This is a genomic window from Clostridium sp. CS1-1, from assembly GCF_056135525.1.
In genome coordinates this window covers 2360746-2383902 of the sequence record NZ_CM148680.1, presented here as the reverse complement: position 1 = coordinate 2383902, position 23157 = coordinate 2360746, and the positions used below count along the sequence as shown (strand labels likewise).

Sequence of the window (23157 nt, the reverse complement as noted above, 5' to 3'; positions counted from 1 at the left end):
CTTTCTAATTTGGGTATCTATATATTATTTCAGTTAGATTTCAAAATATAAATTTACTGGTATATAGTGAGATTGCACATGTAATCTATGCTATAATTTTTTTATGTTAGGTTTTGTTGAAGTCAAAAAAGTGATGAATGAAAATCAATAAGCTTTTAATTAAAGTAGTTTTCTATTAACTAAAAATATGTTTCATGAAAGGGATATAGGTATGTATGATATAACTATAGTTGGTGCAGGAGTGAGTGGGATTTTTCTTGCGTATACTCTGCTGCAGACAGAAACAAAATTGAAAATACTAATGATTGAAAAGGGGAGAAAATTCTTAGATAGAACATGTCCGATTGAAAATGGAGTAACTGAAAAATGTGTTGATTGTAAAATTTGCAGTAAGCTTCAAGGTTTCGGAGGTATGGGTAGATCTGAAGGCAAGTTTAATTATACCAATGATTTTGGAGGTCACTTAGCAGAAAAGATAGGTAGTGAAAAAGTAATTAATTTAATGGAATATGTGGATAAAACTTTGTGTTTATTTGGTGGAGATAAGGCTAAACTTTATAATACAGAAAATGGAGAACTTAGCCAAAGAGCAAAAGAAACCAATTGTAGTATATTAACTGCAAAAGTAAGACATTTAGGCACTACCTTGTCTTATGAACTTCTAAATAGAATGTACTTATATCTTGAGAATAAAGTTGATATAAAATTTGAGATAGACTTAACTTCCATAGAAAAAGTAAATAATGTATTTCACTTAAATAGTAACAACAATGTTTTTAAATCTAAGACAGTTGTATTAGCTACAGGTATCAGCGGAGGAGAAGACTTTTTAAGATACTGCGGGTCTTTTGATATCGAGCCTTACAGAAGCAGGGTTGATTTAGGAATAAGAGTTGAGATGCAAGGAGATCAGTTAAACTCTATTCTTAAAGATTCTTTTGAAACTAAGGTACGCTGCGAAGAAAATGAATATACAGCTACAACCTATTGTATGAATCCTAATGGAAAAATAGTTAAAAAGTATCAAGAAGGACTTGTTATGGCAGATGGACAAAATTATCTTGAAACAGATAGTCCTAGTAGTAATTTGAATTTCACCATTTTCGTGCCTAAATATTTTTCATCCCCTAATCTAGCAAAGAAATATGCTAGAAGTATAATAAAATTTATAAATAAAGAGAGAGGAAGAATAGTAGTTCAAAGACTTGAAGATTTAATAAAAAATAGAGCAACCACAAAAGAACAACTTACTAATAATAGTATTCAAGGGAGTCTTGAAGGTGATGGCGGAAACTTATATGATGAAATTCCAGTAATTTATATCAATGCTTTACTTAGAATCTTTGAATCAATAGAAAATCTAATTGGGAAAGAAATTCACAAAGATACTTTATTATATGGAATTGATGCAAAGTTCTATGAACCAGAGATTAATACTAATACATATCTTGAAACTAAAGAAAAAGGACTTTATGTTTTAGGTGATTGCTCAGGAGTAACCTATTCTTTATCTCAAGCTGCTGCTTGCGGAGTATATCTTGGCCAATACTTTTCTAATAAATAAGGGGTATTATATTGTGGAAAGAGAAAATATATTAGAAAACATAAAAGTAGAAATAAAAAAAGGTAACCACATTATTGGTGTAGCAACAGGTACAGGAATGACAGCAAAGTATGCTCAAAAAGGAGGAGCGGATTTTATCCTTGCACTTAGTTCAGGGAGATTTCGAATAATGGGAAGAAGCTCCCTGGCTGGTTATCTACCATTTTGTAATAGCAATGATATAGTAATGGATTTTGCTTCAAAGGAAATAATACCACTGGTGAAGGAGATGCCTGTTATTTTTGGTTTAAATGGTACGGACCCTACTATAGATATGGAAGACTATATAGACAAAATAAAAGCTATGGGCTTTTCAGGTATAAATAATTATCCAACAGTGGGATTAATTGACGGCGAATTTGTTGAAGGTCTTGAAGAAGCAGGATGTTGTTATTCAAAGGAAGTGGAAGCAATAAGAATAGCCCATGAGAAAAATATGTTTACAGTTGCTTTTGTATTTAATGAAGTGCAGGCAGAACAGATGATTGAAGCTGGTGCTGATGTTATATGTGTGCATCTAGGTTTAACAGAAGGGGGACTTTTAGGTGCAAAAAAGGTATTCTCACTGGAATCAGCAAAGGTTAAGGCAGCAAAAATATTCAATAGATGCAATGAGCTGAATTCTGATGTAATAAAGCTTATTTACGGCGGTCCTGTTAAAACACCAATTGATGTTCAATACATGTACAGCAATAATGAAGACTTAATGGGATATATAGGCGGCTCTGCTTTTGAAAGAATCCCATCGGAAAAGAGTATCACAAACACAACAAAAGCTTTTAAAGTATCAGGGCATCTTGATGAAGATGACTTAATGGTGAAAATGCTGGATGGAATTAAAAAACACTACGATTATGTTGAGTTCGTGAAAGAGTATGTTGCTCAAAATTATATGCATGATATATCATTTATAGATTTGGCGAAGGTTGCACATGTGTCCAGAAGTTATTTGAGTACCCTTTTTAAGAAGGAAGTAGGCTGTAGTTTTTCAGAGTACTTGGTTAAATTTCGAATAGAAAAGGCTGCGGAAGTATTACACAGAAAAAATATTCAGTTATCAGAGGTAGCGTCCCTGGTTGGCTATAAGGACTATGCGCAATTCAGCAAAATGTTCAAAAAATACAAGGGCTTTTCTCCAAAGGAAATTAAGTTAAAAAACAAAAATATAACATAAACACAAAAACACAGAACATAACAACGTTTACATTAAAAGGTAAAAGCAGTATGATTAATTTACAGTTAATCATACTGCTTTTGTTTAGTTTTAAAAAGGCTAGACTGGTAGTTAGAAAAGCTAAAATCTGATTTGAAAAAATCTTGTATTTCTAAATTACGATGTGGAAAAGTTTTAATGTACTTACTTGTATTTGCATAATATATAAAAATAGAGGTTTGGAGGAGGGTTATTAATTGAAGACAGTTGCAATTGCTGGAACATTTGACACAAAAGGGACGGAGTATTTATACGTAAAAGAATTAATCGAAAGTCAGGGACTAGGTACCTTTACTATTCATACAGGAGTATTTGATCCGGTATTTAAACCAGATGTAACAAACAGAGAAGTAGCAGAGGCTGCAGGTACAGACATAGGAAAGCTTGCTGCTAAAAAGGACAGAGCTTTGGCAACAGAAATGTTATCAAAGGGCATGGAAAAGCTAGTGCCTGAATTATACAAGCAGGGTAAATTTGATGCAATAATCTCCTTTGGAGGAACTGGCGGGACTTCACTAGTAACACCAGCGATGAGAGCACTACCTATTGGTGTGCCGAAGGTTATGGTTTCAACAGTTGCTTCTGGAAATACTGAACCTTATGTTGGTACTAGCGATATAATTATGATGCCTTCTGTGGTGGATGTCGCAGGTCTTAACTCAATTTCAACTAAGATTTTTACAAATGCGGTGTTTGCAATTGTAGGTATGCTTAAATTTAAAAATACAAAGGTTGTAGATAAAAAACCATTAGTTGCTGCAACAATGTTCGGTGTAACAACACCATGCATAACAGCTGCAAGGGAATACCTTGAAAAAAGGGGATATGAAGTTCTTGTATTTCATGCAACAGGTATAGGTGGGCGTTCAATGGAAGCACTTGTTGATGGAGGATTCATTGAAGGTGTATTGGATCTAACTACCACAGAATGGGCAGATGAAATTATCGGTGGAGTTTTAAATGGAGGGCCTAATCGGTTAGAGGCAGCAGGTAAAAATAATATACCACAGGTCGTGTCAGTAGGCGCACTTGATATGTGCAATTTCGGACCATACGATACAGTACCTGAGAGGTTTAAGGGACGTAATTTATATAAACATAATCCTACAGTAACCCTTATGAGAACAAATAAAGAGGAAAATGAAGCAATAGGCAAAAAGCTAGTGGAAAAATTAAATCTAGCTAAGGAAAAAACAGCTTTATTCATACCACTAAAAGGCGTATCTGGAATTGATGTAGAGGGACAGCCTTTCTATGGACCAGAAGAAGACAAAACATTATTTGATACTTTAAGAAATGGTGTGAATAAAAGTGTTGTAGAAATAGTAGAAATGGATTGTGCTATTAATGATGTGAAGTTTGCAGAAGCTGCAGCACAGAAATTAATAGATATGATGAAAAATAGGAATTAATTTAAATATTAGGAGGGTTTATTTATGAATACATTGACAAGAAGCGAAATTATGGCAAAATTTAGGGAACAAGTTAAAAATGGACAAACATTATTAGGTGTAGGAGCTGGTACAGGCATTACAGCTAAATTCAGTGAAGCTGGCGGGGCAGACATGCTTATAATTTATAATTCAGGTAGATATAGAATGGCAGGAAGAGGTTCTCTTGCAGGATTATTATCTTATGGAGATGCTAATCAGATTGTAGTTGAAATGGGATCAGAAGTACTTCCAGTAGTAAAAGATACTCCAGTTCTTGCTGGTGTTTGTGGAACAGACCCATTTAGAGTAATGGATATTTTCCTTAAACAATTAAAAGATCAAGGCTTTTCAGGGGTTCAGAATTTCCCTACAGTAGGTTTAATTGATGGTGTATTCAGACAGAACTTAGAAGAGACTGGAATGGGATATGGGCTAGAAGTTGAAATGATAAGAAAAGCTCATGAACTTGATATGCTTACAACTCCTTATGTATTTGACCCAGATCAAGCAAGAGCAATGGCAGAAGCAGGTGCAGATATATTAGTTGCACACATGGGCCTAACTACAAAAGGTACAATTGGAGCACAAACAGCACTTACTTTAGATGACTGTGTAGAAAGAATTGAAGCTATTATTAAGGCAGGAAGAGAAGTTAATCCTGACATTATGGTAATCTGCCACGGAGGACCTATTGCAGAACCAGAAGATGCAGCATATGTAATAGAAAAAACAGAAGGAATTGACGGTTTCTTCGGTGCTTCAAGTATTGAAAGATTTGCAGCTGAAAAGGGTATAAAATCACAAACAGAAGCTTTTAAAGCAATAAGAAAATAATAACTATAAATAGGGATTCACTACATTTTTCGGGTTTATTAAGATCATACTTAATATTTTTGATATTTGTAGAGAATCCCGTTTTTGTTTATAAAACTTACAGTAGTATTCTAGTTATTTAAAATAGTAAAAAACGTACTGAATAAAATGAGTACGTTTTTACTGATTTTAAATCAAAGATTTACTGTGAGTTAACAAAGCTTTGAAGCGCCATAAAAGCTTTTATATCAGTCTTCACGTTCTTTTTTAATAATTCTTTTGCCTCACTATGGGAAATCAAAAAAGCTTCGATGTATTCATCTTCTTCTAGGTATTTATCTGTTATTTCACCTGTACAAGTACAATATACTAGAGCCACAGATTCATCTGTCATTCCCGGCGAAATATAAACTCCTTTTTTCGTTTTTTCATTATTAATTTCTAAAAGAGAGAGACCAGTTTCTTCTTTTAACTCTCTAGCAACAGCAGTCTCAATACTTTCATTACTGTCAATGAGACCTGCTGGAAGTTCATAAATATAGTCATTTAAAGGAACTCTGAATTGTTTTATTAATACTAGCTTTTCACTTTCCTTATGAATAGCGGCTACAACAACTGCATCCATACTATCCTCCTTGTTCTGGAAGTATTGCTCATTTAAAGTTTTATAGGATTTTCTTGAAGCAATTATCCAGTGTTTTGTTGCTCCCTTTTTATTTTTGTATTCAGCATCAAACAAACTTAAAAATTTAGTTTCTTTTAAGGTTGTGAGTTTAGTGATTTTGCTATTTTTCATTAATATCACCTTCTATAACTAATTTTGCAGCAATTCATAGTTAAAATTTGCTTATTTAATAATTATACATACTACTATTAGTAAGTGGCAAATCTATTTTTATTATTCAAAAATATTTTGAAAGGGTGTAAACTATATAATACTAGAAGCAATTGTCTAATAAAATAACAAAATGAAAAGTGGTGATTAGTATGTGTGGACGTTTTTGTATCGAAAATGACATAGAAGATATAATGGCAAGTTATGGTATAGCAAATGAAAAAAATATGAAATATTCAAAGGGTGAAATATTTCCTGGCACTAAGATTCCTATAATTTTTAATACTGAAGGTAGGAAATTAGACTTTTTTAGATGGGGCTATAAGATTAGAGGATTAGATAAAGAAATAATAAATGCAAGAATCGAAACAGTAGCTGAAAAACAAAGCTTAAAAAATGCTTTTGCAAGTAACAGATGTATCATACCTGCCAATGGATTTTTTGAGTGGGATAACGTAGATAAGAGCAAGGTTAAGTATAAAGTTACTCTGAAGGATACAAATCTTTTTTCCATGGCAGGAATATATGATACTTTTGTTGATAAAAATAATAATCCTTATTTTGGAGTTGTTATCTTAACTCGCCCAGCCAATGAACATATGATTAAAATTCACAACAGAATGCCTGTATTTATTAAAAAAGATGAGGAAGAGGAATGGCTGTTTGAGTCTCCAAATAACGCATTAAGACTTAAAGATAAACTAGAAAATAGTAGTTGGTTTAGTTTAAATATAAATCCTGTGGAAGGAAGTAAGCAACTTTCAATGTATGATTTTATGTAACTTTAGGGAAGATTGGATATAAATTATTAGATGATACAAATTCAAAAATTAAGGATAGATGGGACGATATTAAATATCAATGAATTGGTACGGTATTATGATTTCTATGCCTTATTTGTGCGGAATTAGTGAAATAGTATTGGAAAATGTTGAATTTAAGAAAGTTATATGGTATAATTTTCTGCAAAGGGGAGCTTGTGTTGCAGGCTGAGAGGAAGTTTATACTTCGACCCATAACTTGATTCGGATAATGCCGACGTAAGGAAATATGTAATTTATGCTTTTGATGTTATATTTTTTGAGTATAAATGGAATATGCCTTATTAGGCATATTCCATTTTTTATGCTTCAGAGATTTTATCTTTGGCAAGCGGCGGGGGAGCGCCCGTCCCTTTATAGCAAAAATACAACTAAATAGCGAGGGAACTTGTGTTTCAAGGTGAGAGGAAGCTTTTGAGCTTCGACCGACTAATATGACTATGTCATGTAGGGAATTGCTATTTGGTTACGCTAAAATTACGCCTCGATGATGGTATTTATTTCCTATGTGACGCATTCACAAAATAAATATTATTATGGAGGTATTTTATTATGGAAAGAAACCCAAAACTATTAAGAAACATTATGCTGGCAATGATGGTGGCAATGGGAGTTGTAATTTCACCAATTCTACGTATTGAAGGAATGTGCCCTATGTCCTCTGTTATCAACATAGTATGTGCAGTCGTTCTTGGACCTTGGTATGCATTACTTAATGCTACATTAATTGGGGTGATAAGAATGATTCTAATGGGAATTCCCCCTTTAGCTTTAACTGGTGCGGTTTTTGGAGCTGCTTTGTCTGGAATTTTATATAGAGCATCTAAGGGGAATTTGATTTTTGCAGTTTTAGGTGAGGTTATAGGGACTGGTATAATAGGAGCTATAGCTTCATACCCTGTTATGACATTTATTTGGGGAAGAGCAGGGTTAACATGGTTATTTTATGTTCCTTTATTCTTTATGGCAACAATAATTGGAGGAACAATTGCATTTGTTTTTCTAGGAGCATTAAGCAAGAATGGTATGCTTGCAAAAATTCAAAGAAGTTTGGGGGCAAAAGTTTATGATAAACCAAGCGTTAACAATAGACAACCTGTTGCAAATAAGACAGAGTGCTAAAAGAAAAAAACCTCTTATACACTGCATTACAAATCCAATTTCAATAAATGATTGTGCTAATATGGTGCTTGCTGTTGGTGCAAAGCCTATTATGGCTGAACACCCTTTAGAGGCTTCAGAAATTACTGCTGTCTCTAAATCACTTGGGGTTAATCTTGGGAATATAACAGATATAAGAATGGAGTCTATGTTGATTTCAGGTAAAACTGCCTTTGAAAAGAAGATTCCACAAGTAATTGATCTTGTAGGTGTAGGCTGTAGTAAACTTCGTCTAAATTATGCAAAAAACTTTATTTCGAAGTGTCATCCAAGTGTTATTAAGGGTAATATGTCTGAAATAAAGTCATTATATGGTGTTCAAAGCAACGCAACAGGAATTGATGTTGGAACTGGTGATATTATAACAGAGCAAAATTTAAATGAAAGCATAGAAATGCTACAGGAGTTATCTCTTCAAACCGGTTCTGTTATTGCAGCAACAGGAGTGATAGATATAATAACAAATGGTACTCAAACATATTTAATAAAAAATGGTTGTGAAATGCTTTCAATGGTAACAGGGACAGGTTGTATGCTTACTTCACTTATAGCAAGTTATATTTCTTCCGGAAATATACTAGGCGGTACTGTTCTTGCAATAGCACTTATGGGAATATGTGGTGAACTTTCTCATCAGGCTAAGGGGAATGGAAGTTTCAGAACTGAACTTATAGATAATATGTTTAGTATTTCTGATGAAGTAATAAGAGAAAAAATAAGATATGAACTAAAATAAAAAAATTTTGTAACCTTTTCTTATAATTTGAATACTATGATACTGTGTGAAAAATTTATATGGAGGCATGCAATGAATTATAGAAACGATAGCCAAGATTTTAACCCAAATCCTGCTGAGTCCTTAAATGAAGCTCGCCACGACCATCATCACGAACATCACGGAGAGCATCACAAGTATCATCATTTTGGGATGTACTGTCCTATGATGTATAATTGTCCTATGATGCATTATCCATCATATCCATCACAGCTATCTCCTGCTCAAATGATGCCTACTGAAACAATGCCAATGAGTACTGAGCATAAAGAAAAATATAAATCCAACTGTGAAGAGGATTACACAGATCATAGTGATGATGGGTTTAGACAATACCATCATCATCCATATTACCATCATTACTATTATAATCCATATTACTACCCATACTATTATCCATATCATCATCACCATCATGGTTATCCATATTATCATAATTATGGATATGGCTATCCATTTTTAGCAGGATTGGCACTTGGGTCATTGTTTTAAAACTATAGACTATTCATTTTAACTATCTTTTTAGTTCTAAAATTACATTCTAGTATAACAAATAAAAGGCACTCTATTAATAGGGTGCCTTTTTACGGTACCACTGGTTTGTGGTCCATATTGGTACATCTAAGCTTTACAGTGCTAATAATACTGCAAAGCAAATTGCTTATAGGCAAGCAATAAATCGTCAAGTAAGTAAATTGCTTAACGATTTTTCTTTTTTTATTAAAGATTATGAATAACATCGATAAAAATAGGAATTACTTATAAATAGGATGGGATTATATCTGTCTATATTACTGTAATGGATGCAAAAAAATTACTTGAAAGGATTGATTTTGATGGGGTATATGTCGATTACTCTCACCATAGTAGGCTTATGTTTATTTGAAGTAGTCTCAAGCATTGATAATGCCGTAATTAACGCAGAAGTTTTAGCCACAATGTCTGAAAAGGCAAGAAAGTGGTTCTTGCTTTATGGAATACTATTTGCAGTTTTTATAGTAAGAGGCTTGCTGCCTTGGATTATTGTATGGGTAATGAATCCAACTCTTGGTCCTATGGGGTCTTTAACTGCTACTTTTTCAAATGATCCCCATATAATAGAATCTATAGAGAAATCAACTCCTATACTTATGCTTGGTGGAGGAGTATTTCTTGTATTTTTATTTTTTCATTGGTTATTTATTGAAGATAAGCACTTAGGCCTTCCGGCTGAAGAGTTCTTTTTAAGGAATGGGGCTTGGTTTTATGCGGTTGTTTCACTTATCTTAGTTGGTATTGTAGCAGTGTCACTAAAATACAATCCGATGCTTGCTTTATCTGCTGTAATAGGATCATCTGCTTTTTTTATAACCGATGGCTTTAAAAAGAATGCAGAAGAAAATGAGGAAAAATTACTTAATAATACTAGTGGAATGTCTGATGTAAGTAAAATATTGTACTTGGAGATAATAGATACTACCTTTTCGATTGATGGAGTTCTAGGAGCCTTTGCATTCACAATGTCAATACCTTTGATTATACTGGGAAATGGTCTAGGAGCTCTTGTTGTTAGGCAGCTTACAATGGGAAGCATAGATAAAATAAAAAAGTATGTTTATCTTAAAAATGGAGCCATGTATTCAGTATTATGTCTTGGAGTTGTTATGGTTCTTGAGGGATTTCATGTTGAAGTACCTGAATACATTTCACCTGTGTTTACAATTTTAATAATAGTATTCTTTTTCCTAAAATCCAAAAACTACGCAGAAAAAAAACGTCCTAAAGGTTATGCTTAAGACGGGAATTAAATAGCTGCCTTCTCTTTAAATGAATTATGTATAAATAAGTAGAGCCGTAGGAAGCCAATTCTTACGGCTTCAATATTATAAAGGTAAATTTAAGAATAGGGAGGTCTTATGTAACTCTAGGAAATTATATGAGTATAAAATTAAAGCCTAAATGAATCAGATTACACTTAATAAATTATGTAAACTGTAATCAAAGTAAACTTAAAAAGCTAAAAATATATAAATTGACAAAGAAAATTTCAACAGTATAATAGTAACTATAGGGGGATACTATACAAAGTTACCAAGGGGGTATGTATAATAACCCTTTAAGATACTAAACTCGTATAATTAGGCAAAATTGCTGTAGACCTCTTATAGCATCTGCAAGTTAAAGACTTATTAAAGAGGAGAAATTGTATTGATTTATATATTCTTTTCTTTAGTTAGAGATATTTAAAAACAAATAATTTAATTTGATTCTAGATTATATTATTAAAGAGTTAAGATTTATAATGAAAAGGGGAAATAGTTATGTTATTGTTATCAAGAGATGATATTAAAAAGGTATTTTCAATGAAAGATGCAATTAAGGCCGACAAAGATGCATTCCGTATCTTTACAGAAGGGAAAAGTAATGTACCACTTCGTACTAATATTCCTGCACCAAAGCATGAAGGTACATTCTTATTCATGCCAGCATATGTAGAAGACTTAGACTGCGCTTCATTAAAAATCATCAATATTTTTCCTAAGAATATTGATAAAGGAATTTCATCAGCACCGGCTCAGGTATTATTAGTAGATGGAACAAATGGGTTTGTAAATGCGGTTTTAGATGGAACATATGTTACACAGCTTCGAACAGGAGCAGCATCAGGAGCGGCATTTGATTTACTGGCAAGAAAAGATGCGAAAAAAGGAGCATTAATTGGGACAGGTGGACAGGCAGCTACGCAGTTAGAAGCTATGGTCGTTGCCCGTGATCTTGAAGAAGTGAAAGTATATGATCTGAATTATGAAAGAACAAAGACATTTGCGGAAAGGATGCAGGAAGAACTGAAGGCATATGGCACAAAGATTATAGCAACAGAAAGTTCTGACGAAGCAATTGAAGATGCAGACTTAATTGTTACAGTGACTCCTTCTTCAAAGCCTGTATTTGATGGAAGCAAAGTGAAAAAAGGTGCAACAATCAGCTGCGTTGGTTCTTATCAACCTCACATGCAGGAAATGGATCCTGTAATTTTAACAAGAGCAAGTAAGATTTATTTTGATTCCGAAGAAGCTGTACTATCTGAAGCAGGTGACATCTTGATTCCACTTGAAGACGGAACAATCACAAAAGATGACTTTACAGGTGATTTGGGAGAGGTTATACTAGGAACTGTAGTAGGTAGAGAAAATGATGATGAAATTATTGTATTTAAGACTGTAGGAATAGGGGCGCAGGATCTTATAACTGCAAAATATATTTATGATAAAGCAGTAGAACAAGGTATAGGAACTAAATGGAGTTAAAAATAAAAAGGAGGAAAATATTATGCCACATATCTCAATAAAGATGTATCCAGGAAGAAGCTTAGAAGTAAAAGAAGACTTTGCTAAAAAATTACAAAAGTTGACTGTTGAGGTACTTGGGTGCCAAGAAGGGCATGTATCTGTATCTGTTGAAGATATTGCACAAGAAGACTGGAACAAAGAAGTATCGGAAAAAATAAAACCAGAAGATATGATTATTGAACCGAATTTTTAAGGATGTATGGATAAAAAGGAGCTGATATAGGGCTTAAGTAGTCTTATAACAGTTCCTTTTTGTGATAGCTAAAAGAGTGTTTCTATGTCTGGAGTTTTGTGGTAGTATAGGAAGAGAATATAGTCAAGAAAGGGTATTGATATGGTAGATAACGAAATTATTTTGTTAAATAGAATTGGTTTAACTGATGCAGAAGCAAAAGTATATCTAGCATTACTTCAGCATGGAAGTACTTCAGGCTATGAAGCAAGTAAGTTATCATCAGTTGCACGATCCAAAATTTACAATATATTAGAATCACTGGTTTCCAAGGGATTTATTCTTTATACGGAGCAAGAAAATAATAATAAATATGCAGCAGTTCCAATAGATGAGATTGCACGAAGAGTAAAACATGAAACGGCAGATGTATTAGACGATCTTACAGAACGATTGAAAGAATACCCTTCGAAAACGGATTTAGATTACATATGGCATATTCGCCAAAATTCTAATGTGTTTGCAAAATGCAGAGAGATTATTAAAAAGACAAAGAGTGAGTTGTTGGTGCAAATATGGGAAGAAGATTTACCAAATGTGCTAAAGGATCTACAGGAGTTAGAAAAGCAAGATATTCGGATGGGCATTATCTATTTTAGTAATAATGAGGATTCATTAGTTCCATTAAAGAAATATTGTAGGCATGGTTTAGTGGAAGAAAAGCGCAAAGAAATGGGGGGAAGATGGATTACTCTTGTTTCAGATATGAAAGAGGTTGTTTTTGGGCAAATTCTAAGTAATACTATGGCAGAAGTTATTTGGACAGAAAGTAAACCTATGATAGCACTTGCTGCTGAATGTGTAAGACATGATATGTATTTTTATAAAAGTGCTGGTATTTTCCAAGAAGTAATGCAGAGTGAATTAGGTAAGGACTACGAAAAAATCCGTGATATTTTTTAACTAAAGTAGAGACCTAAAGTAAAGTTATTATAGATAAACATTAGGAGAAATATCAGATTTTTAATATTATATTAAAGAGGTGTTTGAGTTTTAAATGATAACCAAACACCTCTTTTTTCCTGAACAGATTTCCTAAACTTGACATAACTAAAAAAAGAGGTATAATTACCTTGGGTAACAGTTAACAAAGGTAACTGTTTTGAATTTGGAGGTGATTAAATGCAGGGTTTTTTTCAACGTTTTCTATCAGTATACCGACCACTTATAAGTAAACTAAATGAATTATTAAGTGAATATGATCTTTCTTACTCTTTATGGCAAGTTATTATTTATTTGAAAAATAACGGCTCATCTTCCCTTGTGGATATTTCTAACTACTATAATATAGAAAAGCCTAGTGTTACTAGGCGAGTTCATAGTTTGGAAGAAAAACTAATTGTGGAAGCAGTATTAAGTAAGAATAGACGTGAAAAAATCATTCAGTTAACGGAATTAGGAGAAGAGATTTATCAAGCATGTCGTGAAAAAATAACTGAATTAGAATACAGTGTGATGAAAGGTATTTCTAAAGACGAACAAGTCATTATATTCGAACTACTTCCTAGATTGCTAGAAAACATAAAAAATGATAAGGAGAACTAAAAATGAATCAACCTAAATTGTGGACAAAGAACTTCTTAATTGTTTCCACAGCTAACTTTTTTCTTTACTTTACTTTTTATTTATTGATGGTGACCATTACGATATTTGCAACGGAAAAGTTTCATGCTTCACCAAGTGAAGCTGGTTTAGCGTCCGGCATATTTGTCATAGGGATACTTGTAGCACGTATCTTTTCTGGACGATATATTGACCAGGTTGGATGGAAAAGAATGCTTTATATTGGATTTATTTTATTTTTAATTACTACAAGCTTGTATCTATTAGTAAATAGTATGGGATTCCTTTTACTTAATCGTTTCTTAAATGGTGCCGCAATGGGAATAGCTTCAACAGCAACAGGGACAATTGTGGCAAAAGTTATTCCACATGAACGTCGAGGGGAAGGTACTGGCTATTATGCATTAAGCGTTACTATTGCTGCGGCAATCGGACCTTTTTTAGGAATGTTTATAACTGGACATGCAACCTTCTATATGAATTTCATCGTGTGCATTATTTTTTTAGTATTTAGCTTTATTGCTGTATTCTTTGTAAAGATTCCAAAATTAGAATTTACCAAAGAACAATTAGAAAATAGAAAAGGCTTTTCCTTTGAAAATTTCTTTGAAGTTAAGGCTATTCCTATTTCAATCATTGCAGCATTAATTGCACTTGGCTATTCTAGTATTCTTACTTTCCTCACTTCCTATACTAAGGGAATTGATTTAATTAATGTAGGTAGCTTTTTCTTTATTGTTTATGCAGTCTCGGTTTTCGCTTCAAGACCTTTTACTGGTCGATGGTTTGATAAAAAAGGTGAAAATTTTGTAATGTACCCAGCTATATTATTGTTTGCCATAGCTTTAGTTATTCTTAGTCAAGCTCATAAAGGTTTCTCACTTTTATTAGCTGGAGCCTTAGTAGGGCTTGGGTATGGAACAACGTCCTCTAGTGTTCAAGCAATTTCAGTGAAAGTTTCACCAAAACATCGCGTGGGATTAGCAACTTCTACAAACTTTATCTTTCAAGATTTAGGAGTAGGAATTGGACCATTTATACTAGGTGCGTTTGTTCCATTAACTGGTTATCGCGGATTGTATATGATGATGGCACTAGTGGTATTTGCTTGTATTTTCTTATATTATTTCTTACATGGTAGAAAAACAATGCATGAGAATAAATCTATTGAATCAATGTCAGCTTAAAGAGATTTCTTAGAAACTTAAAAGCCATTGCTTAATAATACTAAGCAATGGCTTTTAAACTTCTAATTATTGAACTATTTAACCCCATCCTTTAAAATAAAGATACACTATTTGATTATGAAGGTGAATTGATGAAGCTTTTAAACTACAAAAATTTGAGATCGTTAGCATGTACTCCTGTAATGGGGGGAAGATAGTAATTCAAAAACTGTCTATTTTTATTTGTAGTAGAGAAGGAATATGAATTATAATAAAAATGCAAATGATTTTTGAAGGAGAAAGAACTATGAAAGTAATATTTGAATTTAAGGATGCAAGTGGAAAAGTACTTACTGATAATACTACAGAGAAGGAGTTAACTAATGATGAAATACTTGTAATACTAAACAGTAAGGAAGTAGATTATCCAGTTAATAATGGATTTCTGTTTACTGTTAAACATTGTGTAATTGACAATTCTACATACGATATGTTTACAGAACCATATAAGCTAAAAATAAGCCTTAAGGAAAAGGTTATTGGTGAAAAGTAAAATAATTTGTTTAAGGAAAGAAACATAGTAGACTAGTATTTTGAGTGTTTAATATAAAAAACAGAGTCTAAAGTTTTAGGTTAAAATATAAAAATGTTATGTAGAATTAAAAGGTACTAGATTAAAACTAGAGAGCAAGGAAGAGGAAAAAATGAAAATTTCAGTGGATAATATATCAATAAACTATGAAGTAATCGGTGAAGGAAAGCCAATTATTATGTTACATGGCTATGCTGCAGATCATAGATTAATGAGTGGGTGCATGGAACCGATATTTAATATTAACGATAACTATAAGAGAATATATATTGATTTACCTGGTATGGGGAAATCCCAAGGTGTAGAGTGGATTAATAGCTCTGATGCAATACTTGATATCGTAATTAGTTTTATTGAAAAAGTAATACCTAATGAGAATTTTTTGCTTGTAGGTGAGTCCTATGGTGGCTACTTAGCAAGAGGAATAGTTTATAAATTGGCTTATAGAGTTGATGGTGTTCTACTCATATGTCCTGTCATAATACCAGACATAAAAAAGCGTAACATTCCCTCACCGGTTGTTTTGTTAGAAGATATGAAATTATTATCTAAACTCTCTCCAAGTGATGTTGAATATGTTACATCAGGCTTAGTTGTTCAAACACAAAAAAATTACGAGAGGTATAGAGATGAAGTGTTATCAGGAATAAGGGTATCAAATATTGAATTTTTAAGATCTGTTAAGAAAAATGGATATGGATTTTCTTTTGACGTAGATAACATAGAAAAGAAGTTTGAAAAGCCAACCCTTATGATTTTAGGTAGACAGGATTCGAGTACTGGTTATAAGGATGCATGGAACATTTTGGAAAGTTTTCCGAGAGCAACTTTTGCTGTATTAGATAAAGCTGGACATAATTTGCAGATAGAGCAGGAAGAGGTATTTAATTCTTTAGTTAATGAATGGCTATCAAGGATTGAGATAAGATAGATTTAAAATTGTAAATTTTTGATGAGCAGGTGTTCTAGGTAGGTCTCTCGATTATTAAAAAATAGTATAGTTACCTTGTATTAATAAATTTGCAAAACCTCGAATATTATATTAACAGTTAGTAGTTTTGTTTGGAAGGTGTTTCGATGGAAGCGAAGATATTTATGACACTAGCTCAGTTGTCTAAGGCTCTTTTTGGCGCTTTTTTACTTGGAATAGTACTTGGAGCTGCAATAGGATGGTTGTTATTTTTAAAATTTAAAAGGCATTTTAGATAAAATAATAGCATTTAATAGGCTGAAGTATTTAGATGTTTGCCATCTATATCCTCATCAGCTGTCTTTGTCTAGAACAATAATCTATATAATTTATTCTATATAATCATTTTCTTAGCAGTTATTTTTCATGAAGTTTTCCATAAGTTGCATAAAAAGAGATAGTCATGCTAAAATAAGTTAGGAGTGAGGTATTGCTAAGGAGGAGTTTAAGTGAAAAGAAGCAGTTTAGGATATATATACGTGGCTTTAGCAGCTTTTTTCTTTGCTTTAATAGCTATAATAGGAAAAAGTGCTTTTAATACAGGTGTGAAAGTATATGATCTTTTAGTCATGCAAAATGCAGTAAGTGCAATAATAATGTTTGTATATCTTTTCATTAAGGATAAAAAGTCAATGAGACTAACTAATGGACAACTTAAAAGGGTAATTTTTCAAGGTGTTTTTGGCAGTACAGCCACTACAGTATTTTTTTATTTAGCTCTTGAAAAGATAAATGCAGGAATTGCATCAATGCTTATTTTTACACATCCAGTTTTTGTCACATTGTTTTTTGTTATAACTGGTATACGCAAAATCAGTTTGGTAAATAATTTGGCGCTGCTGCTTGCAGTAATAGGAAGCGGTATGGTAATAAATATTTTCAATTTAAATGTTTCCGAGACACCAGTTATGGGGCTTGTTTATGGAGTGATATGCAGCATAGCGTACGCTTTTTTTAATGTATTTGCAGATTTAAAGCTTAATGACGTAAAATCAGAGGTTTTAGCAATGTATACATCTATTGTTATGTTTGTGATTTCAGCAATTCTTAATCCAGGCTTTTTTAGGTTTGATATAACCTTGAGTCCGCAGATAATATTTTATGTCTTCGAACTTGCGGTTGTTTCAGGAATTTTACCTGTTATTTTCTTGTACAAGGGTATTGCATTGGTTGGATCCGAAAAAAGTACAATAATAGCAACGGCAGAACTTCCTATAACATTAATTTTGGCTTTTTTAGTGCTTAAGGAGACAATGGTATTTTCGCAAGTTATAGGAGTAGTTTTCATTATTGGAGCAGTGCTTGTGCTGCAAAATGAATCAATTATACTAGATAAATTAAAAAAATTTGCTTAGAAATTACCAAAGGCATCTAACTAAGTTCTTTTTAGTTAGATGCCTTTTTATAGGTTTATTTTTCAAAACTAAAGTAAACTTAAAAACTTTTTTTCAATAAAAAAGTAGACAAACCATTTTTTGCAACGTATCTAATGTAGAATTTTTACACATATTAAAATACAAGAAATTTAAAGAAGAAAAATTGAAACAGGTAGGAAAATATTAGAAAATCCATAGAGAGGTATGAGCATGAGAGAAAGATTATTAAGCATTGTTTTTGCTGCAGCTTGTGTAATAATTTTTGTAGGTTTTTCAACAAAAAACAACATATCAAAGAATGCAAAACCATCATTAAAAACAAAGCAAGAGGAATCACCCTATAAAAAGTATGGACATAATATAGATAAAGGTTTACCAAGATATAAAAATGCATTAAAAAATACAGATGCTCAAAAAGTTAAAATCTATTGTATAGGTGAGTCTAACACAAGAGGAGAATATTCCAGTGATGAGGTAAACAACTCTTGGGTTGGTGTAATGAAATCTTCCTTACAAAATCAATATGGAGATGCTGGAGAAGGTTTTATAAGTATCTACGAAGGCGCTTTACCATCCGGTACTAAAGGAAGATGGTCATTAGGAAGTGGTTGGAGTGTTTCTGGTGCTTCAAGAGAAGCAACTTCTTATGTTGGTGGCTTTGGTGGTTGTTTTGGAAATTCTAATAAAAATACTTCATCTGCTACCTTAACTTTTACTGGAACAGATTTAGAGTTATTATACTCTAAGGCAGCAGATGGTGGTACAGCTGCAGTAACTATAGACGGAAAAGAAGTGGGCACTATAAATTGTTCGGACGAGGCTTTAAGCTTTTCAAATAAAGTTTCTTATTCAGGCTTGAGTAACACAACTCATACACTAGTGGTAACACCTAATACAACATCAAATGTTTTTATTGAAGGTGCAATTGCTACATCAAATAAAGCAGGAATTGAAGTGGATAAGATAGCAATTTCTAGCAAAGTGGCAAGTTATTTTAATACACCTTTAGCAAAAAAAGTTTGGGATAGTTCACCGGAGCCAGATTTAGTGCTTTTGTCTTTTGGACTTAATGAAGCTGGACGGGGAGTTTCTGTTGAAGACTATAAAGCAAATATGACAGATTTAGTAACCTATTGGCAAGGAAGAGGTAGCAATGTGTGCTTGGTGCCAAATCAAAAGCCTGCTGATTCATGGACAACGAATTGGCCTGCTTATGTATCAGCTCTATATGAAATAGCAGATACTTATAATACAGGGCTTATAGATATTTACAAAGCCTTTTATCAAGATTATGCTGTAGCACAAAAAGAAGGGTTATTTGGAATGGCTAGTAACGATTATTCAGGAGGTAGTGGAACAAATACAGCTCATCCTAGTAATAAAGGTTATAAATATATTGGAGAAGTTATTTATGGAAACTTACGTTAAATTATAATGTTGAAGCAGGATTAAACCCTACTTCTTTTTTCATTTGCAGTATAATTAATCAATTGTTTAATAATCAAGAAATGAGAGTAACATAATATGACTTAGCTGAGTATAATTATCTTATAGCGCAACAAGGAGGCTCTATTATGTACAAAATTAATGATAATTATTTGAAGCTACCAGGAAGATATTTGTTCTCAAGCATAGGAAAAAAAGTAGCTGCCTTTAGGGAGATGAATCCAGATAAGAAAGTTATTCTTATGGGAATTGGTGATGTAACTCAACCATTAGTGCCAACTATTATTGATACGTTACATTCTGCAGTCGATGAAATGGGACGAGTAGATACTTTCAAAGGTTATGCACCAGAGTTAGGTTATGAATTTTTACGAAATGCAATTGTAGAAGGCGATTATAAATCACGTGGTGTTGATGTTTCAATAGATGAAATATTCGTAAGTGATGGAGCAAAGTGTGATGCGGCTAATATTCAAGAGATCTTTAGTGATGATAATAAAATTGCTGTTTGTGACCCTGTATACCCTGTATATGTAGACTCAAATGCAATGGCTGGAAGAACAGGAACCTATGATGTTATTACCCAAAGATGGAGTAAGGTTATCTATATGCCATGTACTGCTGAAAATAATTTTGCACCAGAGTTTCCAAAGGAAACACCAGATATTATATATTTATGTTTTCCAAACAATCCAACAGGAGCAACAATTACAAAAGATCAGCTTCAAGTATGGGTTGATTATGCAAATAAGGTAGGAGCCGTTATTATATATGATGCAGCATATGAGGCATATATTTCAGAGGATAATGTACCTCATACAATTTACGAATGTGAAGGTGCAAAAACCTGTGCCATTGAGCTCAAGAGTTTTTCAAAAAATGCTGGTTTTACAGGGGTAAGGCTTGGATATACAGTCGTTCCAAAGGATCTAAAATGTTTTAATGTTTCATTGAATGCACTTTGGTCTAGACGTCATGGAACTAAATATAATGGCGCGCCATATATAATTCAAAGAGCAGGAGAAGAGGTCTATTCTATAGCTGGAAAAGAGCTGTTAAAACAAACAGTTAACTATTATATGAACAATGCAAAAGTAATACTAGAAGGATTAAAATCAGCAGGTTATTCAGTGTATGGTGGTGTAAATGCACCTTATATTTGGTGGAAAACACCCAATAATATGGCATCATGGGAGTTTTTTGATTATTTACTGGAAAATGCAAATGTTGTAGGTACGCCAGGAGTCGGGTTCGGGCCAGAAGGAGAAGGATATTTTCGTCTTACTGCATTTGGTACTTACGAAAATACCTTAGAGGCTATTGAGAGAATTAAGAAAATGTAGAAGGCAATATTTTAAAGGATGATATCTAAAATAATAGTAAGTCGATAAAAGGGAGTAGTGTTTGTACAATATAAGTTATATTTTAGATGGCAAGGATATTAAATAAAAGATATCCTTGCCATTACGTTTGTGAAAAAAAATTTCATCGATATACATATTGATAAAATTAATTTCATATGATATTATATGGGTAAGAACTAAAAATCGTTTTCAAAAACTAAAGTTGAGTGAAAATCATTTTAAAATATAAAATAGAGGGGGATGAAAAATGTTTAAGAATTTACAAAAAATCGGAAAATCCTTTATGCTGCCAATAGCGATATTACCTGCAGCAGGTTTGTTGTTAGGTATAGGTGGAGCTTTATCTAATCCAAACACTATTAGGGCCTATCCACTTTTAAACGTTGCTTGGCTGCAGGGAATATTTGCAATTATGGCGGAAGCTGGAAGCGTGGTTTTTGGTAATTTAGCACTTATTATGTGTATTGGTCTAGCTGTCGGCTTAGCTAAAAAAGATAAAGGTACCGCTGGTCTAGCTGCAGTTGTTGCTTTCTTAGTAATGAATGCGTCTATAAAAGCGATGATTGGGGTTTTTCATTTACAAGTTAAATCAATCGATACTGGGGTTGTTGGGGCAATTGCCATTGGATGCATTGTTTCATATTTGCACAATAAGTATCACAACATTCAATTACCTGCTGTTTTGGGGTTCTTTGGAGGTTCAAGATTTGTCCCAATAGTATCCTCTTTCGCTGCAATTGGCATTGGAGCAATCTTCTTTTTAACATGGCCTACATTCCAGGGGTGGCTAACATCTGCAGGGAAAGCAATTGCTGATCTAGGTGTTTTTGGTACTTTTTTATATGGATTCCTATTAAGATTGACTGGTGCAGTTGGGTTACATCACATGATTTATCCGCTATTCTGGTTGACCGAGTTAGGTGGAGTCGCAACCGTAGCTGGAAAAACTGTAGTTGGAGCCCAGAATATTTTCTTCGCGCAACTAGCTGATCCTAATCATGTTGGATTATTCCATGAAGGAACTCGTTTCTTTGCAGGCCGTTTTGATACAATGATGTTTGGATTACCAGCAGCTTGTTTAGCGATGTATCACTGTACACCAAAGGAGAAGAGACATTTAGTTAGTGGATTGTTTCTAAGCGCTGCGCTAACTTCATTTATTACTGGTATAACTGAGCCAATTGAATTTATGTTTTTATTTGTTGCACCATGGCTATATGTAGTACATGCATTCTTTGATGGACTATCATTTTTAATAGCTGATTTATTAAATATCTCTATAGGAAATACATTCTCAGGTGGAGTTATAGACTTTACTCTCTTTGGTATTTTACAAGGAAATGCAAAAACAAATTGGATATACGTAATACCAGTTGGTCTTGCTTGGGCTTGTTTGTATTATTTTTCATTTAGATTTTTAATAACTAAGTTTAATGTTATGACACCAGGACGTGAAAATGAAGGTGAAGAAATTAAGGTTATTACTAAGGAGTCCTTAAAAGAAACTGCTGTACAGGTATTGGCAGCGCTAGGAGGGCAAGAAAATATCAATGATGTAGATGCTTGTATCACTAGATTAAGAGTTTCTGTTAAGGATGTAAGTAAAGTTAATAAGGATGCCATAAAGGCATTAGGTGCTACAGCAGTATTAGAGGTTCAAGGTGGAGTTCAAGCAATATTTGGAGCTATGGCTGACCCAATTAAGCAAAAAATCAATGATATGATTGGTGCTGAATAAAAGATGTGCTTGAACAACGCTCGGGTGACAAAATTTAGATGTGCAATAAGGAGGAGCTTATGGAAAGAGGATTAGTGGTATCATGCCAAGCATTAGAGGATGAACCATTGCATAGTTCATTTATAATGAGTAAGATGGCTTTAGCAGCAAAACAAGGTGGAGCTGTTGCTATTCGTGCTAATACTATTGAAGATATAAAAGCTATTAAGGAAGAAGTTGATTTGCCTATTATAGGGATTATAAAAAAGAATTATACAGATATGATTCCCTATATCACACCAACTGTGAAGGAAGTGGAAGGTTTAGTTAATGTAGGAGTTGAGATTTTAGCGGTAGATGGTACATTTGATCAAGATATAGAATTTTTAAGATCTTTAAAAAAGTTATATCCAAACCAAAAGTTTATGGCCGATGTTTCTACGGTAGAAGAAGGGATTAGAGCTGAGGAATTAGGATTCGACTATATCGGGACTACTTTAGTAGGATATACTTCTCAATCAAAGGACAAAAATAACTTTGAAGTCCTTGGAGGTTTAATTAAAGTTTGTCAAAAGCTAATAATAGCAGAAGGAAATTTTGATTTACCAGAGAAAGCTAGAAAGGCAATGGAAATGGGTGCCTACGCAGTAGTGGTAGGTGGAGCTATAACAAGACCACAATTAATTACTAAAAGGTTTGCAGAAGAAGTTAAAAAAGCGTTATAATCAAGAAGATACTCTAAGATTTA

General features: G+C 33.1%; 24 protein-coding genes and 1 riboswitch. Of the genes, 23 read left to right on the top strand and 1 reads right to left on the bottom strand.

The features are described from left to right. Positions 1-187 precede the first annotated feature (187 nt). The 4 genes from AC0N0V_RS11205 to AC0N0V_RS11190 all read left to right on the top strand — a co-directional run bounded on the left by AC0N0V_RS11205 (position 188) and on the right by AC0N0V_RS11190 (position 5083). Positions 188-1564: an NAD(P)/FAD-dependent oxidoreductase gene (locus tag AC0N0V_RS11205; protein WP_474464186.1), complete on the top strand. Its 1377-nt coding sequence runs from the start codon at positions 188-190 to the stop codon at positions 1562-1564. 13 nt (positions 1565-1577) lie between these two features. Next, positions 1578-2777, top strand: a complete 1200-nt coding sequence (locus tag AC0N0V_RS11200; protein WP_474464185.1) for a phosphoenolpyruvate hydrolase family protein — start codon at positions 1578-1580, stop codon at positions 2775-2777. Positions 2778-3013: 236 nt separating this feature from the next. Next, on the top strand, positions 3014-4228 hold the full coding sequence (locus AC0N0V_RS11195) for a Tm-1-like ATP-binding domain-containing protein (protein WP_474464184.1): 1215 nt from the start codon (positions 3014-3016) through the stop codon (positions 4226-4228). A gap of 24 nt (positions 4229-4252) precedes the next feature. Continuing rightward, positions 4253-5083, top strand: coding sequence for a phosphoenolpyruvate hydrolase family protein (locus AC0N0V_RS11190; RefSeq protein ID WP_474464182.1), 831 nt, complete (start codon positions 4253-4255; stop codon positions 5081-5083). A 181-nt stretch (positions 5084-5264) separates the two neighbouring features. Here the strand turns inward: AC0N0V_RS11190 and AC0N0V_RS11185 are convergent, their stop codons facing one another. Next, positions 5265-5858 carry an NUDIX hydrolase gene (locus AC0N0V_RS11185; RefSeq protein ID WP_474464181.1) on the bottom strand — a complete coding sequence of 198 codons (594 nt, stop codon included), beginning with the start codon at positions 5856-5858 and terminating at the stop codon, positions 5265-5267. Between the two features lie 191 nt (positions 5859-6049). Here AC0N0V_RS11185 and AC0N0V_RS11180 point away from each other — a divergent pair, with 191 nt between their 5' ends. The 19 genes from AC0N0V_RS11180 to AC0N0V_RS11090 all read left to right on the top strand — a co-directional run bounded on the left by AC0N0V_RS11180 (position 6050) and on the right by AC0N0V_RS11090 (position 23134). Then, entirely contained in the window at positions 6050-6679 is a 630-nt protein-coding gene (locus tag AC0N0V_RS11180) for an SOS response-associated peptidase (protein ID WP_474464180.1), read from the top strand. Positions 6680-6758: 79 nt separating this feature from the next. Continuing rightward, complete coding sequence (locus tag AC0N0V_RS11175) at positions 6759-6890, top strand: hypothetical protein (RefSeq protein ID WP_474464178.1); 132 nt, start codon at positions 6759-6761, stop codon at positions 6888-6890. Further along, a riboswitch (TPP riboswitch) is annotated at positions 6857-6962 on the top strand. Its footprint overlaps the gene before it by 34 nt. A 308-nt stretch (positions 6963-7270) precedes the next feature. Beyond that, positions 7271-7840 carry an energy coupling factor transporter S component ThiW gene (thiW, locus tag AC0N0V_RS11170; RefSeq protein ID WP_474464177.1) on the top strand — a complete coding sequence of 190 codons (570 nt, stop codon included), beginning with the start codon at positions 7271-7273 and terminating at the stop codon, positions 7838-7840. Beyond that, a complete protein-coding gene (gene thiM, locus AC0N0V_RS11165; RefSeq protein ID WP_474464509.1) occupies positions 7818-8615 on the top strand; it encodes a hydroxyethylthiazole kinase in 798 nt (265 codons plus the stop codon). The genes thiW and thiM overlap by 23 nt, the downstream gene beginning before the upstream one ends. A gap of 72 nt (positions 8616-8687) precedes the next feature. Next, on the top strand, positions 8688-9146 hold the full coding sequence (locus AC0N0V_RS11160) for a hypothetical protein (protein ID WP_474464176.1): 459 nt from the start codon (positions 8688-8690) through the stop codon (positions 9144-9146). A gap of 311 nt (positions 9147-9457) precedes the next feature. Next, positions 9458-10429, top strand: a complete 972-nt coding sequence (locus AC0N0V_RS11155) for a DUF475 domain-containing protein (RefSeq protein ID WP_474464175.1) — start codon at positions 9458-9460, stop codon at positions 10427-10429. Between the two features lie 525 nt (positions 10430-10954). Further along, complete coding sequence (locus AC0N0V_RS11150; RefSeq protein ID WP_474464174.1) at positions 10955-11941, top strand: ornithine cyclodeaminase family protein; 987 nt, start codon at positions 10955-10957, stop codon at positions 11939-11941. 22 nt (positions 11942-11963) lie between these two features. Continuing rightward, positions 11964-12176, top strand: coding sequence for a tautomerase family protein (locus tag AC0N0V_RS11145; protein WP_474464173.1), 213 nt, complete (start codon positions 11964-11966; stop codon positions 12174-12176). A gap of 141 nt (positions 12177-12317) precedes the next feature. Then, the gene (locus AC0N0V_RS11140) at positions 12318-13118 is read left to right on the top strand and encodes a TrmB family transcriptional regulator (RefSeq protein ID WP_474464171.1); all 801 of its coding nucleotides are present in this window, start codon (positions 12318-12320) and stop codon (positions 13116-13118) included. A 219-nt stretch (positions 13119-13337) separates the two neighbouring features. Beyond that, positions 13338-13760 carry a MarR family winged helix-turn-helix transcriptional regulator gene (locus AC0N0V_RS11135; protein WP_474464170.1) on the top strand — a complete coding sequence of 141 codons (423 nt, stop codon included), beginning with the start codon at positions 13338-13340 and terminating at the stop codon, positions 13758-13760. Between the two features lie 2 nt (positions 13761-13762). Then, the gene (locus tag AC0N0V_RS11130) at positions 13763-14965 is read left to right on the top strand and encodes an MFS transporter (RefSeq protein WP_474464169.1); all 1203 of its coding nucleotides are present in this window, start codon (positions 13763-13765) and stop codon (positions 14963-14965) included. Positions 14966-15251: 286 nt separating this feature from the next. Next, a complete protein-coding gene (locus AC0N0V_RS11125; protein ID WP_474464168.1) occupies positions 15252-15497 on the top strand; it encodes a hypothetical protein in 246 nt (81 codons plus the stop codon). Positions 15498-15648: 151 nt separating this feature from the next. Continuing rightward, on the top strand, positions 15649-16467 hold the full coding sequence (locus tag AC0N0V_RS11120) for an alpha/beta fold hydrolase (protein WP_474464167.1): 819 nt from the start codon (positions 15649-15651) through the stop codon (positions 16465-16467). A 146-nt stretch (positions 16468-16613) separates the two neighbouring features. Beyond that, the gene (locus AC0N0V_RS11115; protein ID WP_474464166.1) at positions 16614-16745 is read left to right on the top strand and encodes a hypothetical protein; all 132 of its coding nucleotides are present in this window, start codon (positions 16614-16616) and stop codon (positions 16743-16745) included. A 210-nt stretch (positions 16746-16955) separates the two neighbouring features. Next, positions 16956-17861, top strand: a complete 906-nt coding sequence (locus AC0N0V_RS11110; protein WP_474464165.1) for a DMT family transporter — start codon at positions 16956-16958, stop codon at positions 17859-17861. A 231-nt stretch (positions 17862-18092) separates the two neighbouring features. Then, on the top strand, positions 18093-19310 hold the full coding sequence (locus tag AC0N0V_RS11105) for an SGNH/GDSL hydrolase family protein (protein WP_474464163.1): 1218 nt from the start codon (positions 18093-18095) through the stop codon (positions 19308-19310). A 146-nt stretch (positions 19311-19456) separates the two neighbouring features. Beyond that, positions 19457-20671 (top strand): LL-diaminopimelate aminotransferase, encoded by a 1215-nt coding sequence (locus tag AC0N0V_RS11100; RefSeq protein WP_474464162.1) that lies wholly within the window; start codon positions 19457-19459, stop codon positions 20669-20671. 268 nt (positions 20672-20939) lie between these two features. Next, positions 20940-22430, top strand: a complete 1491-nt coding sequence (locus tag AC0N0V_RS11095; protein ID WP_474464161.1) for a PTS transporter subunit EIIC — start codon at positions 20940-20942, stop codon at positions 22428-22430. 59 nt (positions 22431-22489) lie between these two features. Continuing rightward, positions 22490-23134: an N-acetylmannosamine-6-phosphate 2-epimerase gene (locus tag AC0N0V_RS11090; protein WP_474464160.1), complete on the top strand. Its 645-nt coding sequence runs from the start codon at positions 22490-22492 to the stop codon at positions 23132-23134. Positions 23135-23157: the final 23 nt, after the last annotated feature.